This window comes from Pantoea sp. 22096 (genome assembly GCF_052045955.1).
Classification (GTDB): Bacteria; Pseudomonadota; Gammaproteobacteria; order Enterobacterales; family Enterobacteriaceae; genus Pantoea; species Pantoea alfalfae.
On record NZ_JBQEPW010000001.1, the window covers coordinates 632,780 to 647,712 of the forward strand.

At 54.8% G+C, this 14,933-nt stretch carries 14 protein-coding genes, 1 tRNA gene and 1 pseudogene; 9 read left to right on the forward strand and 7 right to left on the reverse strand.

The annotated features are described in order from the left end of the window. Positions 1 to 39 precede the first annotated feature (39 nt). The gene (locus ACTJKZ_RS02755; RefSeq protein WP_161735999.1) at positions 40 to 723 is read left to right on the forward strand and encodes a D-lyxose/D-mannose isomerase; all 684 of its coding nucleotides are present in this window, start codon (positions 40 to 42) and stop codon (positions 721 to 723) included. Between the two features lie 15 nt (positions 724 to 738). On the opposite strand, the gene ACTJKZ_RS02760 is transcribed toward ACTJKZ_RS02755, so the two are convergent. Beyond that, positions 739 to 1,482: a response regulator gene (locus ACTJKZ_RS02760; protein WP_161735998.1), complete on the reverse strand. Its 744-nt coding sequence runs from the start codon at positions 1,480 to 1,482 to the stop codon at positions 739 to 741. Between the two features lie 422 nt (positions 1,483 to 1,904). On the opposite strand from ACTJKZ_RS02760, the gene ACTJKZ_RS02765 reads away from it, so the two are divergent. Then, the gene (locus ACTJKZ_RS02765; protein WP_222925472.1) at positions 1,905 to 3,203 is read left to right on the forward strand and encodes an NCS2 family permease; all 1,299 of its coding nucleotides are present in this window, start codon (positions 1,905 to 1,907) and stop codon (positions 3,201 to 3,203) included. 994 nt (positions 3,204 to 4,197) lie between these two features. Here ACTJKZ_RS02765 and ACTJKZ_RS02770 read toward each other — a convergent pair. Beyond that, positions 4,198 to 5,652 (reverse strand): AMP nucleosidase, encoded by a 1,455-nt coding sequence (locus ACTJKZ_RS02770; protein WP_161736529.1) that lies wholly within the window; start codon positions 5,650 to 5,652, stop codon positions 4,198 to 4,200. Positions 5,653 to 6,114: 462 nt separating this feature from the next. On the opposite strand from ACTJKZ_RS02770, the gene ACTJKZ_RS02775 reads away from it, so the two are divergent. The 4 genes from ACTJKZ_RS02775 (at position 6,115) to ACTJKZ_RS02790 (ending at position 9,791) form a co-directional block, all read left to right on the forward strand. Next, positions 6,115 to 7,524 carry an EmmdR/YeeO family multidrug/toxin efflux MATE transporter gene (locus tag ACTJKZ_RS02775; protein WP_161736528.1) on the forward strand — a complete coding sequence of 470 codons (1,410 nt, stop codon included), beginning with the start codon at positions 6,115 to 6,117 and terminating at the stop codon, positions 7,522 to 7,524. A 197-nt stretch (positions 7,525 to 7,721) separates the two neighbouring features. Continuing rightward, complete coding sequence (locus tag ACTJKZ_RS02780) at positions 7,722 to 8,834, forward strand: beta-propeller fold lactonase family protein (protein ID WP_161736527.1); 1,113 nt, start codon at positions 7,722 to 7,724, stop codon at positions 8,832 to 8,834. A 144-nt stretch (positions 8,835 to 8,978) separates the two neighbouring features. After that, positions 8,979 to 9,134: a hypothetical protein gene (locus tag ACTJKZ_RS02785; RefSeq protein ID WP_202605085.1), complete on the forward strand. Its 156-nt coding sequence runs from the start codon at positions 8,979 to 8,981 to the stop codon at positions 9,132 to 9,134. Between the two features lie 429 nt (positions 9,135 to 9,563). Then, entirely contained in the window at positions 9,564 to 9,791 is a 228-nt protein-coding gene (locus tag ACTJKZ_RS02790; RefSeq protein WP_440829195.1) for a SymE family type I addiction module toxin, read from the forward strand. Positions 9,792 to 10,055: 264 nt separating this feature from the next. On the opposite strand, the gene ACTJKZ_RS02795 is transcribed toward ACTJKZ_RS02790, so the two are convergent. Together ACTJKZ_RS02795 and ACTJKZ_RS02800 are read right to left on the reverse strand one after the other, a co-directional pair. Next, on the reverse strand, positions 10,056 to 10,436 hold the full coding sequence (locus tag ACTJKZ_RS02795) for a YidB family protein (RefSeq protein WP_440829196.1): 381 nt from the start codon (positions 10,434 to 10,436) through the stop codon (positions 10,056 to 10,058). A 25-nt stretch (positions 10,437 to 10,461) separates the two neighbouring features. Beyond that, positions 10,462 to 10,722: a GlsB/YeaQ/YmgE family stress response membrane protein gene (locus tag ACTJKZ_RS02800; protein WP_041456944.1), complete on the reverse strand. Its 261-nt coding sequence runs from the start codon at positions 10,720 to 10,722 to the stop codon at positions 10,462 to 10,464. Positions 10,723 to 10,874: 152 nt separating this feature from the next. On the opposite strand from ACTJKZ_RS02800, the pseudogene ACTJKZ_RS02805 reads away from it, so the two are divergent. After that, a pseudogene (locus ACTJKZ_RS02805) lies at positions 10,875 to 11,135 on the forward strand (LysM peptidoglycan-binding domain-containing protein); the annotation flags it as partial. 195 nt (positions 11,136 to 11,330) lie between these two features. Here the strand turns inward: ACTJKZ_RS02805 and ACTJKZ_RS02810 are convergent. From ACTJKZ_RS02810 to ACTJKZ_RS02820, 3 genes are all read right to left on the reverse strand, one after another. After that, positions 11,331 to 11,406 (reverse strand) — tRNA-Asn (locus ACTJKZ_RS02810). A 103-nt stretch (positions 11,407 to 11,509) separates the two neighbouring features. Next, positions 11,510 to 12,286 carry a DgsA anti-repressor MtfA gene (gene mtfA, locus ACTJKZ_RS02815; RefSeq protein ID WP_202605051.1) on the reverse strand — a complete coding sequence of 259 codons (777 nt, stop codon included), beginning with the start codon at positions 12,284 to 12,286 and terminating at the stop codon, positions 11,510 to 11,512. Positions 12,287 to 12,458: 172 nt separating this feature from the next. After that, complete coding sequence (locus tag ACTJKZ_RS02820) at positions 12,459 to 13,136, reverse strand: hypothetical protein (RefSeq protein ID WP_161736198.1); 678 nt, start codon at positions 13,134 to 13,136, stop codon at positions 12,459 to 12,461. A 611-nt stretch (positions 13,137 to 13,747) separates the two neighbouring features. Here ACTJKZ_RS02820 and ACTJKZ_RS02825 point away from each other — a divergent pair. Together ACTJKZ_RS02825 and ACTJKZ_RS02830 are read left to right on the forward strand one after the other, a co-directional pair. Further along, complete coding sequence (locus ACTJKZ_RS02825; protein WP_161736199.1) at positions 13,748 to 14,452, forward strand: phosphohydrolase; 705 nt, start codon at positions 13,748 to 13,750, stop codon at positions 14,450 to 14,452. Positions 14,453 to 14,524: 72 nt separating this feature from the next. Beyond that, on the forward strand, positions 14,525 to 14,806 hold the full coding sequence (locus ACTJKZ_RS02830; RefSeq protein WP_161736200.1) for an Arc family DNA-binding protein: 282 nt from the start codon (positions 14,525 to 14,527) through the stop codon (positions 14,804 to 14,806). The last annotated feature ends 127 nt before the right edge of the window (positions 14,807 to 14,933 follow it).

The window sequence follows — 14,933 nt, forward strand, 5'->3', positions numbered from 1 at the left end:
AATGTGGCACCCTTCGGGTGCCGCTCTCAGGAGGCCACTATGCAACGTTCAGAGGTTAACTCTTATCTGCAACATACCCGCGAGTTTTTCCGGCAGCAGGATGTGCATCTGCCGCCGTGGGCCGATTACAGCGTCAGCCAGTGGCGCGCTCAGGATCGCGACGTGATACAGGAGATTCTGGCGCTGCGGCTGGGCTGGGACCTCACCAGTTTTGGCGCGGCAGATTTTATGCAGACCGGCCTGACGCTGTTTACCCTTCGTAACGGCTCGCCGGGCGGGCAGCCGTGGCATAAACCCTACGCCGAGAAGATAATGCACGTGCGTGAAGGGCAACTGACGCCGATGCACTATCATCCGCGCAAGATGGAAGACATCATCAATCGCGGCGGCGGCAACCTGATTGTCGAACTGCATAACCGCGACGGTGACGGGCTGGCTGACTCGCCGGTGGCAGTGTCGCTGGATGGCCTGCGCCAGATTCATGCTGCCGGTTCACAACTGCGGCTCTCTCCGGGTGAAAGCGTAACGCTGGAGGCGGGCGTCTGGCACAGTTTCTGGGGCGAAAGCGGCTTCGGCGATGTGCTGGTGGGTGAGGTATCAATGCCCAACGATGATGAAAACGACAACGTGTTTCTGACGCCGCTGGCCCGTTTTAATCCACTGAATGAGGATGAAGCGCCGCGCTGGCTGCTGTGCAACGATTATTCGGACTGGCTATCCTGAGCGCGGCAGGCGTAATCAGGCAATCTGACTGGCACGCGTTGTCGAATCGGGTTTCACCACATCGGCCGAAAAGACGTAACCCAGCCCGCGGATGGTGCGGATCAGGTCAGGCTGATGCGGGTTAGTTTCAATTTTACGGCGCAGCCGCATGATGAGCACGTCGATGGTGCGGTCAAACACATCGAGACTTTCGCTGTGGGTCAGCTCCAGCAGCTGATCGCGGGTCAGCACCTTGCGGGCGTGACACACCAGCGCACGCAGCAGACTGTATTCTCCCTGGGTCAGCGGCACAAGTTCGCGCTGCGGATTAAACAGCTGGCAGCGGCCATCGTCCAGTTGCCAGCCGCTAAAACGCCAGCCCGCCTGTTCAGGATCGGCCTGTGCGATACGCCCGCTGCGACGCAGGGCCGCCCGGGCGCGCGCCACTACCACGCGGGGATTAAATGGTTTGGCGATGTAGTCGTCTGCGCCCATCTCCAGACCGACTACCATCTCCGCTTCTGAACCCATGCCGGTCAGCATAATCACCAGCACTTCCGGTCGTTGCCGCTGAAGCTGCTGCAGCACCAGTAAACCGTTGGTATCGGGCAGCATCATATCCAGCATCACCAGCGAAATCTCCGGGTGCGCGTTGAGCATCGATAGCGCCTCGCGTCCCTGATGACAGCGGTAGACTGTTAACAGATGTTCACTTAACGCATCCTGCAGGACATCGCAGACAGCAGGATCATCATCCACCACCAAAATCGCTGGCTTCATGGCGCGGCCTCAATGTTACGAAAGAGTTAATTCTGGAGTCTACACAGGCCAGAAAAGGTTGCTGAGGCAGCGTGCTGAAACGTGACCCGCTTCGCCTGTGAGAGTATGGAAGCGTGCGCTGGCGCAGAGTTTTCAGGGGTTGCTGATTTGCCGCAGGAAAACGATTGCGCAGGATCGGTGCATTGCACCATAATCGCGCCTCGTTTTGGTTCGGACTCTTCTTAGGCAAGTCCGGCTCTGCCAGGTAATCGATTGCGTCGGCAGATGGCATGGCAATTGCTTTGGGCAGTGGGTAAGGCAGGGATTTCAGGCGGTTCTGGCACGCAGGTATGCAGCGGCCGGCATCCATGTCCCGGAAACAGAATAATCAGCATACAAACCCCTTTGGCAAGAGAGACGGCTGTCTCCTGTATCGAGAGATGATGATGTTAGAAAAACTATTCAAACTCAAAGCGCATAACACCACGGTTCGTACCGAGATTATCGCCGGGATCACCACCTTCCTGGCGATGGCCTATATTCTGTTTGTGAACCCGAGCATTCTGGGCGCAACCGGCATGGATAAAGGCGCGGTATTTGTCGCCACCTGTCTGGCGGCGGCGATTGGCTGCGTGCTGATGGGGCTGATCGCCAACTACCCGATCGCGCTGGCACCAGGCATGGGACTGAACGCCTTCTTTACCTACACCGTGGTGTTGCACATGGGTTACACGTGGCAGGTTGCGCTGGGCGCGGTGTTTCTCTCGGCAGTGATTTTCTTCGCAATGTCCCTGTTTAAAATCCGTGAGTGGATTATTGCCAGTATCCCGCTGCCGCTGCGCGCCGGGATTGGCGCCGGTATCGGGCTGTTCCTGGCGATCATTGCGCTGGAAGGGGCGGGCATCGTGGTCGATAATCCGGCCACGCTGGTGGGCATTGGCGATCTGACCAAACCGGGTCCGCTGCTGGCGATGCTTGGCTTTGTGGTGATCGTGGTACTGGAAGCGCGTCGCGTCACCGGCGCGGTGCTGATCGGTATTCTGCTGGTGACCTTTATCTCGATGGGCATGGGTTTGTCGCCCTTTGCCGGGGTCTTTTCTGCGCCGCCATCGATTGCACCAACCTTTATGCAGCTGGATATTGCCGGGGCATTTAACGTCGGCCTGATTAGCGTGATTTTCGCCTTCCTGTTTGTCGATGTGTTTGATAACACCGGCACGCTGCTGGGCGTGACGAAACGTGCTGGTCTGGCGGATGAGCAGGGCAACGTGCCGAAGATGGGCCGTGCGCTGATTGCTGACAGTGCGGCTGCACTGTTTGGTTCACTGCTCGGGACCTCGACCACCACCAGTTATGTGGAATCGGCGGCAGGCGTGAGTGCCGGTGGCCGTACCGGACTGACCGCGATCGTGGTGGGTATCCTGTTCCTGCTGGCACTGTTCTTCTCACCGCTGGCTTCCAGCGTGCCGGTTTACGCTACTGCGCCTGCACTGCTGTTTGTGGCGGTGCTGATGGCATCGGGTCTGGCAGATATTGACTGGAAAGATATCACCACGGCTGCCCCGGTTACCGTGACCGCGCTGACCATGCCGCTGACCTATTCCATCGCCAATGGCATCGCGTTTGGTTTTATTACCTGGACGCTGGTGAAGCTGTTGAGTGGTCGCGCGAAAGAGGTGAATGCGGCACTGGTGATTCTGTCGATTTTGTTTGTGATTAAACTTGGGTGGTTAAGTGCTTAATCTACCGCGTTGCGGTTAAGGAATGCTTAGCAGCGGCTTGCTCTGGGTGGGTTACGCGTTGCAGTGGGCTTACTCTGAGCGGGTTACGCCCGCCAGGCGATAGGGAGTTTCAGGTCGCCCGTGCAGGCGGACGCGTCAAGGGGCGGACGCCCGCCCCTTAACAATCCCGGCGTCCGGCTGCCTGCGCGCCCCGCTGTGCGGGGTGCCTTCGTCACGCCCTGCGGCCAGCGGACCGTCCGGACGCGCCATCCCTGGCGCGAACCGTCCTTTCGCCGACGTCCTGTCGGCTCATCCTCGCCTCCGGTTGTTCCTCAGCGCTTCGGATGCCTCTCCCAAACCCCCGTCTGTAATCCCTCCTTTGTTTTTCGGATGGTGTGTTGTCTGCTGGACTTAAAGCCAAAGCAAAAGCCAATCACGGAATCTTACCGCTACATTCTCAGTGCCCGAAGAAGACGTGATTACCGCGGATAGGGTGTAAGGCCTTTCTGACTGTTAAGCCTGAAGCCAGAGGCAATCCTGAAAACCACAGCGATAAAGTACCCAACACAGAAAGAAGAGATAACAGCAGGGGGGGCAGGGAGGCCGTCAGAACCGCTGAGCGGATGAGGGATTTCAGGACGAGCGACAGGGATGTCGCGAAGAGGCGGGTTCGCGCCAGGGATGGCGCGTCCCGGCGATCCGTGAGAAATCCTGAAGAAGCGAAGGGACCGCGAAGCGGCGGTGAAGCAGGCCGGAGCCGGGGGGCAAGGGGCGCGGCGACTGGCGCCCCTTGTCGGTCGCCTGCAGAGGCGATACTGAAACTGCCCAACTGCTCAGGCGAACGAAACCCCTCTCAGAGCCTGTTCGCGCAGCGAACACCATGTTATTAGCGCATGTAGCCCGCGAGGCGAACGAAACTCCTCTCATAGCCTGTTCGCGCAGCGAACACCTCAGCGTCAGCGCAGCAGCCCCGTTCACGCAGCGAACAAACCTCCCCAAGCCAGCGGCGATACACCTACCGGAAAGGCGGCTCATTAAACGTCCGCAGCTTTCGCGAATGCAGCTTATCGCCTTCGGCGCGTAGCAGTTCAACCGCATGGATACCAATCTGCAGATGCTCTGAAATCGCCCCCTCATAGAAGCGGTTTGCCTGACCGGGTAACTTAATCTCGCCGTGCAGCGGCTTGTCGGAGACGCACAGCAGCGTGCCGTACGGCACCCGGAAGCGATAGCCCTGCGCGGCAATGGTGGCGCTCTCCATATCGACCGCTACCGCACGGCTCAGGTTAAAGCGCAGGGCCGACGCGGAGTAACGCAACTCCCAGTTGCGATCGTCGGTGGTCACCACGGTGCCGGTACGCAGGCGCTGTTTCACCTCTTCACCTGGCATGCCGCTCACCGACTTGGTGGCGTCATACAGTGCGCGCTGCACTTCGGCAATGCTTGGCACCGGGATGTCTGGCGGCAGCACGCTGTCGAGTACGTGATCGTCACGCAGATAGGCGTGGGCCAGCACATAGTCGCCGATCCGCTGGCTCTCGCGCAGACCGCCGCAGTGACCAATCATCAGCCAGGCGTGTGGGCGCATCACCGCCAGATGATCGCAGATGGTTTTGGCATTCGACGGGCCGACACCGATATTAATCAGCGTAATGCCACGGCGATTGGGTGAGGTGAGATGCCAGGCAGGCATCTGATGCTTCTTCCACGCCAGATCCGAGAGCATCGACTCGCTGTCGGCGGTGTCGGCCGTCAGCACGACATCACCCGCACAGGCCAGGCTGTCGTAAGGGGTATTGGGATCGCGCACCTGCTCAATTGCCCAGCGCACAAACTCGTCGACATAACGGGTGTAGTTGGTGAACAGTACAAACGGCTGGAAGTGCTCTACGCTGGTGCCGGTGTAGTGACGCAGACGGGCCAGCGAGAAGTCAGTGCGCAGCGCATCGAAGTGCGACAGCGGGAATTTGGCGTCGGCGTGAAACAGACCGTCGGTGGTCTCATCGCCAATCTGTGACAGCTCGGTGGTCGGGAAGTGGCGCGCAATACCGGCGCTCATGGTGCGATCCAGCGACAGATCGGAACCGTCGATCACGTAAGGATAGGGGATCTCCTGGCTGGAGGGCACCACGTCGATCTCCAGCTCATATTCCTTCTCCAGCATCGCCAGCTGTTCTGAAATATAGTGGCGCAGCAGCGCCGGGCGGGTGACCGTGGTGCTGTAACTGCCGGTATGGGTAAAGCGGCCCCAGGCACGCGTGCGGTTCTGCTGTGGACCTTCACCGTGCCAGGTGATGCGCAGCTCCGGGTAAACAAAGAGTCCCTTTTCCCGTTCCGCGGCATCGGGCAGCGTGCCGTTTTCGGTAAACACTTTAATCGCCGCACGGAGCGCATCAACGGCACCGTCGTAAAGGCGTTCGAGTTCATCCAGCGCCTGCTGGCTGGTCAGGTTTTTCCGTAGTGTCGGCATGGTTTCTCCTTCCATTTTTTTCCGCAATTTGCCCCAAGCTTAGCGGGTTTGTTGCAGAGATTGGTGAAGAATCTGTGATCGCCTTTTTTTTGCGCTAACGACGCGCGTAATCTGACCAGTGCTGCACTGAGCCGGAACGCACGCCACGAGAATCCGTTAAGAAAATCTTTATTATCGCAACAGGCGATGCCGCCGTGTCTGTTGCGCTGCATATGACAAGAGAGCGGCAGCGCAGCCAGCAGTAACGTGCTGACAGGCGATCGTAACGTCCCGGAAATAATCAGGTTTGCTACAGGGGACGACCCGGCGAGGCAGAATCTGCCGAATCTGAACTAAAAAGTTTGTAACCATGATTAATTTGTCCCGGAAAGACTTTGCATATTTCTCTGCCCACTATCATCATTAGATCTCGTCAGTCTCTTCTGATTTGGTAATCCTTTGCAAAATCCCGGCGTAGCAGTGATGCAGGCGATTAAGCGCACGGCGTGGTACCCGAAACGCCGCTCTTATCGCACGCTCTACTGGCGTGAAATATCGCCATTAGCAGTGCCTATCTTCTTCGAGAACGCCTGTGTGCTGTTGATGGGCGTACTGAGCACCTTCCTGGTCAGCTGGCTGGGCAAAGAGGCAATGGCGGGCGTTGGCCTGGCCGACAGCTTCAATATGGTGATCATCTCGTTCTTTGCGGCTATCGATCTCGGTACCACGGTGGTGGTGGCGTTCAGCCTGGCAAAACGCAACGGCAAGCGCGCCCGTGCCGCCACGCGTCAGTCGCTGGCTATGATGACGATACTCGCCTTTGTGCTGGTGATCGCCATTGAGTTCTGGGGCCATCTCATCGTTGATGCGATAGCCGGTGCCGCCGACCCTAAAGTTAAAGCGCTGGCGCTGAGCTATCTGCAGACCTCCGCCTGGAGCTACCCGGCAGCGGCCATCACGCTGATCGGCAGCGGTGCGCTGCGTGGCGCGGGTAACACCAAAATTCCGATGCTGATTAACGGCGGCATGAACATCCTTAACATCATTATCAGTAGCGTGCTGATCTATGGCTGCTTCTCATGGGACGGTTTGGGATTTGTCGGCGCCGGACTCGGTCTGACCATCACCCGTTATATCGGGGCGATCGCGGTGATTTACGTGCTGATGATTGGCTTTAATGCCTCGCTGAAAATCACGCTGTCGAGCTATTTCCGACGCTGGAACAGCAGCATTCTGATGGAAGTATTAGGTATAGGTGTGCCTGCCAGTATCGAGTCGGTGCTGTTCAACGGCGGTAAATTGCTGACGCAGGTGTTTGTGGCAGGCATGGGCACCAGTGAGATTGCGGGTAACTTTATCGCGTTCTCGGTTGCGTCGCTGATCAACCTGCCGGGCAATGCGCTGGGTTCAGCATCGACCATTATTACCGGTACCCGTCTGGGCAAAAATCAGGTCTTTCAGGCGGAACGACAGGTGCGGCATGTTTTCTGGCTGGCAACGGCGTGCCTGAGCGCGATAGCGCTGCTGACGGTGCCGCTGGCCGGGTTGCTGGCGCGGTTCTATACCAGCGACCCGGAAGTGATCAACGTAACGAAACATCTGCTCTGGCTGAATGCGCTGTTTATGCCGCTATGGGCTGCGTCATGGGTGCTACCTGCCGGACTTAAGGGCGCACGTGATGCGCGCTACACTATGTATGTGTCGATGTTCAGCATGTGGTGTGCGCGCGTGGTGGTCGGTTATCTGCTGGGTATTCAGCTGGGGATGGGCGTCACCGGCGTCTGGCTGGGGATGTTCCTCGACTGGACGGTGCGTGGCATCTTCTTCTGGTGGCGACTTAACAGCGGCAAGTGGCTTAACCGTTACTATAAAATGATCGCGAAAACCGGGTAGCAACAAGCATATGCCTTCTCCTGGCACCGGGGGAAGGCATCACCTCTCAGGCCCCCGCCTTTAAAAATAACATCTTCGTCACATCTCCAGACTTTCAGATATAATTTCAGTCAGTTGCACAAAGCCAGTCTCATCAGACAGGGTTAGCGTAATTCCTGCTGCGCATTGACGCAGACATTTCTTATCAAGGTGACCCTATGATCCGTCTGAAAACGGCGCTGGCACTTCTGCCGCTGCTGTGTAGCCCCCCGCTGTGGGCGACAACCTTTGTTTATGTGTCGAATGCCGAATCCGGCACGGTTTCCCGCTATCTGCTCAGCGAGGCCAATGGCAGCCTGCAATGGCGGGGCGATACGCCCGCCGGGAAAAAGATTATGCCGCTGGCGGTCAGCCCGGATGGTAAACATCTCTATGGCGCGCTGCGCTCGCCGCCTTACGCAATCATCAGCTGGCGCGTCACCCGTCCACACGGTGATCTGCAGAAACTGGCGTTGACGCCGGTTAAAGCCAGCTTTCCCTGGATCACTACCGATAAGCGCGGGCGCTACTTGCTGGCCGCCTCCTATGACAGCGATATCGTCACCAGCAACCGGATTGATGATAAAGGCATTGTGACGACCCAGGTTACGGGCGAAGTGAAAACCGGGCCGCATGCCCATTCGGTGATCACCGACGTCAGCAATCATTCGCTCTACGTTGGCAACCTTGGCGCGGATCGGGTGCTGCAATATGCTTTTGCCAGTGACGGGGCGATCACGCCGCTGGGCACCGGTTTTGTTCAGGGCGAGAAGAACAGCGGTGCGCGGCATTCGGTGATATCGCCGGATAATCGCTTCCTCTACAACCTCGCGGAGATGAGCGGCACCATTACGCAGTTCCGGCGTGCAGCCGATGGCACGCTGACGCCATTAAAAACCTGGCCCAATGCGGTGGCGAAGAAATATAACCTGCAGCATGGCGAGCAGCGCCCGGCGGGTTACAGCGATCCGACGCCGCGCATCTGGGCGGCGGACATCAGAATCACGCCGGATGGACAATTTATCTATGTGACCGAGCGCACCTCCAGTACCGTCAGCGGCTATCGGGTAGATAAATCGTCGGGTGAGTTAACACTCATCGGCAGCTGGCCGGTGGAAAAACAGCCGCGCAGTATCGCGATTGATGCGCAGGGCAAATGGCTGATCGTCAGCGGAGAGAAGAGCGCCGTGATTGGCAGCTACGCCATCGCTCCGGCCAGCGGCGAACTTAAACGGGTGGCGGAAGCACCAGCTGGCAAAGGGGCAAACTGGGTGACGCTGATAACGCAGTAACCGGCCGGTGTCTCTCGGCAGCTGATGATGGGCCAGGCAAGGCGCGTTATGCCATTTTCGGCATAAGCAGCGCTGAAATTTTTGGTTCTGATCGGGCGCGTAAGCGGGTTTACTCAGGGCATAAACTGATGCGGAGAACCCGAGATGAAACAGAAACTGATAGCCTGGTTTGAACAGCTGCTGAGCGGCCCTGCGGCGGATGCCCATAGCCATGACATTAACGTTGAACTGCTACTGCCGCTAAGCCAGCTCTATGGACTGGAATATTATCCGGCAGTGCATCGTTATCATGAAAAATAACGGTTGTTGTGCTTTGTCTGGTTAAAGGCCCGCTTCTTTGCGGGCCTTTTTGCGTTTAGGGTGAAGTGAACGGTCATTTCGTTGCTCAGAAAGCGCAGGGATAAAGAGATGAGCCGGTTTCTATGGCAGATAACTTCGTTAAATATCTGCGAGTTGTGTTCCAGTACTGCTTCTTGTCGTCCAGCATTAATCGCCGTATTCTTTTTCTGCGCCTGCCAAATCAGGCGACGGAATTGGAACTCCGGTTAATGCACACTCGCGGCAACATTTTATTGTCGTGCGTCTCGCCACACCTCAATGGTGGGCTGGGCGAGGGCACCTTAGGGTGCGCCGGTTCAGTGTGCCCGGCAGTTCCAACCTCGTGCAGTCTGCCACCCATGAGACTGGAACCTCAGGTGGCGGTTTAAAATGCATACTGGAGGCTTCCCCATGAGCACGAACCTCGATCCACACCATTTGCCATCTGAAAGCGCGCCAACTGAAACACAACGTCGGTATACCATCGGCTATCAGCCCAAACGCGGCAATTGCACCACACCTGCAATACATCTGAGTGGGAAATGGCTGCGTGAAGCTGGATTTGAAACCGGAACCCTTATTACGGTGAAAATTGAGCAGGGCTGTCTTTTGTTGATTCCGGAAAGTGCTCAAATGTAATTTTCTAATGCAGATAAATGGCTCACATAATGTGAGTTGCTTCAGTCAGTGAGTGTGATAACACCTGCCAGGTGGATCCACCTGGCAAGCTAAATGCAGGTGACCCTAAAGTTGAATCTTGATATTTGCTATAGGGTCATCTGAATAGTTTCTATTAACGTTGAAAAGAGCTTGACAGCAATTGACTTAATTCATCCTGACTAACCCAAAAGATAAAAGCCTCATACTTTCGCAGCAGGCTTTTATCTTTCAATGGCATCAAGCTTAGTGCATTAACTGACTCACCAGACCGGTAAGATCGGCTTTTTTATCCACGACCCCCGCCGTTGACGCTTTATCCACCAGCTGTGGCAGATATTTGACCAGCAGATTCAGTGCATCGCTGGTGTTGATACCCATCCGCGCAGCCAGTTGCTCAATCGCTTCGGAGTTAATCATCTTCTTCACCAGATCGCTGCTCAGGGCAACGTTCTGCTGATCGCCCAGCCAGGAGTTAACCACCTCACTGTACTCACCGCTCTGAAGATGGCTTACGATGGTGTGTAAACCGCCTTGCTGTTCCACCCACTCCAGTACACCTTTCACTTCCTGACTGGTCTGAGTATTCAGGCCGCACATCGCCAGCACCGTTTCCAGTAAACTCATTTTATTTCCCCTGAATAGTGATCGCTTAAGACTGTTTACATGCTCTGATTTTATGAATGACAAACAGCACAATAATTGAACCCAGGGTTGCAATCGCAATGCTGTAAATATTGAAACCACTGACCTTGCCAAAGCCCAGAGCCGTACTGGCGACACCACCAATCAGCGCGCCGATAATACCCAGAATCATGGTCATGAAAATGCCCATATGTTCTTTACCTGGCATAATACATCTGGCGATAATACCGGCGAGCAGACCAAATACAACCCATGACAATATACCCATCATTACCATCCTTCTTTTTATATAAATTACTGCACGTTTAGCAGTGGTTTAATCCACAAAATAAAAGCAGGTGTATCGTACGCCGCATAGTATTTGTCTGGCAATCCTGTTTTTTTAATTAAACTAAACGTATCGGAAACGATAGGGGAGTAATTATGAGCATTCTGGATAATATTAAAAATATTGGCGATGAGTTGTTACATAGCGTTGATAAAAATGTTGAGAATAAGACTGATGCCTCAATATCAGGTGTTCGCACATATACGGTGAAATCCGGGGACACGCTCAGCGCAATCGCTAAGCAATTTTATAATGACGCATCAAAATATATGAAAATCTTTGAGGCGAATAAAAATATCCTCAGCAACCCGGATAAAATTGCGCCGGGTCAGGTATTGACTATTCCTGAGTAATAATTCGCCGGGAGTACGAGCCAGCCAGAGCAGGGATTGCCCGGCTGGTTTCTTGCATTTATAACCGCCGGATTCACCAGGAATATGCAGGTAACAGCAGGCGGATCCGGATGCTAATCAGAAAGAACGAGAAAATCGGGAGTACTGAAAAGCAAAAAGCCCGCTCAGGTTTCCCTGAGCGGGCTTTTCTAATTCTGGCTCCTCTGACTGGACTCGAACCAGTGACATACGGATTAACAGTCCGCCGTTCTACCGACTGAACTACAGAGGAATCGTTTGAACGAGGCGAATATTAGCGGCGTCGCACTGAGGTGTCAACAGCAAAAAAGACATTATCATTCAACTGGCTAGCTTTAACGCAATGCGATCGGGATTTAAGCAGTTTGAGCCGTTTCAGATGTCATCCGGCTCAGGGGATCCTGCTGGTAAAACTGGCGCAGATGCTGATACATGGCGGGAAAACGTTCTGCCAGCAGAAGCGGAGCCGTAAAGAAATATTCAGAGAGTACAGCGAAACACTCTGCCGGATCGCTGGCGGCGTAGGGATCAATGGTCGCAGCCTGTTCGCCTGCCAGTTCCACTTCACTCTCAATCTCTGCCATCGCGGCTCGCAAATCCTTTTCCCACTGGGCTACGTCACGCAGCGGCATGACCGGAACACCGCTGGTATAACCGCTGCCGCGCGCATCCAGTTTGTGTGCCACCTCATGAATCACCAGATTAAAGCCGGAGAGATCGAATGAATCCTGAATATCGAGCCAGTTGAGGACGACCGGTCCCTGGGTCCAGCTCTGTCCGGCATGAACGGCAGGTGCGCTGTGAACCAGCCCATCTTCATCCTGCCACTGATCGTCAACCTCAAACGGCTCGGGATAGATCAGCACCTCATGAAAACCGTCCAGCCACTCCAGACCCAGCTTCAGCACTGGCAGAGAGAAGAGCAGGGCGATCCGCACGCTGCGCAGTTCATCCAGTTGAGCACCCCCGAGAGGCACCAGTTTTTTCTGTTGCAGAAAGCGCCTTGCCAGCTCCACCAGCGCCTGCTGTTCAGCCTCATCCAGCGGGCTGAAGACAGGCTGTGACAGCCCCTGTTGCCACGGCAGGGCCGCCAGCATGGTGTCGTTATGCGTTTTCCAGGGCCATTTAAACATCGCAACTCCTGCACAGAACCGGGCTATGTCGTTATCCTGACGCGGCAGACATAAAAATGCCAGCATCGAATGCTGGCATCTTCTGTCTGACTTCAGGGCTGAAGGCTGTCTATTCAACCCGTTAGCGCAGCCGTTGTCTGTGATTCAACCCGCAAAGCGCAGGGTTGAGGGATTACCTGCGTTCAACGCGCTGAAATTCAATGACCCAGACCCAGGGATTCACTTCCCAGCTGGTTGCGCCATACTGCTTTTCCCAGGCTTTACGATACGCCTCTTTAGGCGACTCAGAATTAACGTTCATGGTGAAGAAGTTATTAAGGAAATGCGAGTCGGTCTGTACGCCCTCCGCCATAATGTCATCTTCACTGATATCCTGAATCTTCTCCGCGCGCACGCCGGTGATTTCGAGGTTGATACGACTGGCCCAGCGCGGCATGTGGATGGCGGTCTGCCAGCCAAACTCTTCGGCTTCCGGGGTGCTCATCGCATGCTGACCCAGCTCATTGCTGTCGGCACGATACTGGCAATATTCCGGCAGGCGAAACGGCGTCGGATCACGTTCATATTCGGCCAGATCGCTTTCTGGCACCATCGGGCCACGCCAGGTTTCACGCACCCAGAGGATGTCACCCGGCTTGCCGTAGGGGCACTGATAGCTGATGTCCGCCATCGACATCATCTTGTAGCCATGCAGATGGTTAGCACTCACATCAAAAGCATGTACGCCCTCGTGATGATCCTGCCCCGGCCCGAAAGCCTGAGTTTTCATAATGCGCCGGGTTTGTGTTTGCTGGCCAACCAACAGGGCACGAACACGCTGTTCGGAAAAAAGAATCGGCCGTTCTTTCATGGATTACCTCTTTTTATTAGTAGAACCCGGTTACTGCTGTAAACGTCCATTTGCTTCACATCTGAGAATTATCATAAAAGCTTTAAATCATTTTGCTTAATAATTTGTCGCCTGACAGTCACTTCAAAATTGTCACGTTGGGTGTTAAAAACCAGCAAAATGCAAAAAGCGCACCAAAGCTTATCACGCAATCGGCAGAACGCGACGAACAGCCCGGATACAGTACGTTATAACGGTAAAAATAGGAACCTTTTCAGATTTTTTCACCTGCTATTGCCCACACTTTTACAATTAAATGCGTGACAAAAAAAGGTTTAGCCCGACAGGTTTAGCTGGTTGAGAATGAATCAAACATTACTGCTGTTAAACTAATTTTCTTAGCAGCAATTCACTGAGGAAAGGCTTAAAACCGCCGAAATTGCGGTATTTATGTAACAGAGATGCTATACAGATGATCCAGATCTCATTTTTCTGCCCGAAATAGCTGGCAGCACTGCTCTTTTCAACAGCACTGTAAAAAAGGTGTCATTAGCCAGTCGCTATGATGGCTTGCCGTTTGCGCACTGATCACGACAGAGAATCCGCTGTCGATCACTACAGGGAGATAGATTATGTCACTCACACTCTGGCAATCCCGCTATGAAAGCTGGTTTCAGGCGAACTGGATCCACGACGACGGCGCGCACGATATCGCCCATCTGCGACGCGTCTGGATGAGCGCGCAGCGAATCATGACAGGCACGAAGGCGGACCCGCTGGTGGTGCTCACCGCCTGCTATTTTCATGATGTAGTGAATCTTCCAAAGAATCATCCGGAACGGCATCTCGCCTCAACGTATGCAGCCGCGGAAACGCAGCGCATTCTGCAGCAGGATTTTCTCGATTTCCCGGCAGAAAAGATTGATGCCGTGATGCATGCAGTTAAAACCCACAGTTTCAGCGCCGGTATCCCGCCAGAGACGCTCGAAGCCAGAATCGTTCAGGATGCAGACAGGCTCGAATCGCTGGGCGCAATCGGGCTGGCGCGGGTCTTTTACACGGCCGGTGCACTGAATCGTCCATTATTCGACAGTCAGGATCCGCTGGGTAAAGATCGCGAGCTGAATGATGTTAAGTGGACGCTGGACCATTTCCAGAAGAAGCTGCTGCGCCTGCCGGAAACCATGCATACCGAAACCGGCCGCATGCTGGCTGAGCATAACGCCGATTTCCTGGTACGCTATATGGCGAAGCTGTATGCCGAGCTTCAGGGCAATCTGGTGGGGATGGATGAGGGCGTACTGCGGGATTTCACCCCATTGAAAACCGAATATTAAATTTTTATGACAGTATGTTAATCGAAACGGTCATCCGGTAGCGTGTGAGCAATAACAAAAAGGAGCTGCCCGATGACCGAAACTGTTAATTTAACGATTAAAATTGATCCCGAGCTGAAAGAAACGATTAAACAGCTGGCGCTGGAAAACCAGGTTTCAATGAGCCAGGAAATTGTGCAGCGTTTGCAGGCCAGTCTCGAAACGCATCCGCATCCCGCCATTGATAATCAGGACATCACTGAAGAGGGGACTGAGGGATCCAGTGCCGCTGACGTGAAGACCGATGCATTAAGTGCAACAGAGCTGAAGCAGATTCGGCTGCTGCTGAAGAAGCAGAGCAAGAAGAAAAAATAAAACAGAAACCCGTCGCCAGACGGGTTTTTACTTTGGAGAAAGGCTGGACCGTTTCGCTATGAGACTGTGCCTGCTCAGGGAACACGGTCAGATCGGAAAGACGCAAAAGCCGCCATCCATGGCATGC

Excerpts from the sequence above, each read along its gene's own strand:
- ACTJKZ_RS02755 (WP_161735999.1), top strand. The coding sequence starts at position 40 with ATGCAACGTTCAGAGGTTAACTCTTATCTGCAACATACCCGCGAGTTT.
- ACTJKZ_RS02760 (WP_161735998.1), bottom strand. The coding sequence starts at position 1,482 with ATGAAGCCAGCGATTTTGGTGGTGGATGATGATCCTGCTGTCTGCGAT.
- ACTJKZ_RS02765 (WP_222925472.1), top strand. The coding sequence starts at position 1,905 with ATGATGTTAGAAAAACTATTCAAACTCAAAGCGCATAACACCACGGTT.
- ACTJKZ_RS02770 (WP_161736529.1), bottom strand. The coding sequence starts at position 5,652 with ATGCCGACACTACGGAAAAACCTGACCAGCCAGCAGGCGCTGGATGAA.
- ACTJKZ_RS02775 (WP_161736528.1), top strand. The coding sequence starts at position 6,115 with ATGCAGGCGATTAAGCGCACGGCGTGGTACCCGAAACGCCGCTCTTAT.
- ACTJKZ_RS02780 (WP_161736527.1), top strand. The coding sequence starts at position 7,722 with ATGATCCGTCTGAAAACGGCGCTGGCACTTCTGCCGCTGCTGTGTAGC.
- ACTJKZ_RS02785 (WP_202605085.1), top strand. The coding sequence starts at position 8,979 with ATGAAACAGAAACTGATAGCCTGGTTTGAACAGCTGCTGAGCGGCCCT.
- ACTJKZ_RS02790 (WP_440829195.1), top strand. The coding sequence starts at position 9,564 with ATGAGCACGAACCTCGATCCACACCATTTGCCATCTGAAAGCGCGCCA.
- ACTJKZ_RS02795 (WP_440829196.1), bottom strand. The coding sequence starts at position 10,436 with ATGAGTTTACTGGAAACGGTGCTGGCGATGTGCGGCCTGAATACTCAG.
- ACTJKZ_RS02800 (WP_041456944.1), bottom strand. The coding sequence starts at position 10,722 with ATGGGTATATTGTCATGGGTTGTATTTGGTCTGCTCGCCGGTATTATC.
- mtfA (WP_202605051.1), bottom strand. The coding sequence starts at position 12,286 with ATGTTTAAATGGCCCTGGAAAACGCATAACGACACCATGCTGGCGGCC.
- ACTJKZ_RS02820 (WP_161736198.1), bottom strand. The coding sequence starts at position 13,136 with ATGAAAGAACGGCCGATTCTTTTTTCCGAACAGCGTGTTCGTGCCCTG.
- ACTJKZ_RS02825 (WP_161736199.1), top strand. The coding sequence starts at position 13,748 with ATGTCACTCACACTCTGGCAATCCCGCTATGAAAGCTGGTTTCAGGCG.
- ACTJKZ_RS02830 (WP_161736200.1), top strand. The coding sequence starts at position 14,525 with ATGACCGAAACTGTTAATTTAACGATTAAAATTGATCCCGAGCTGAAA.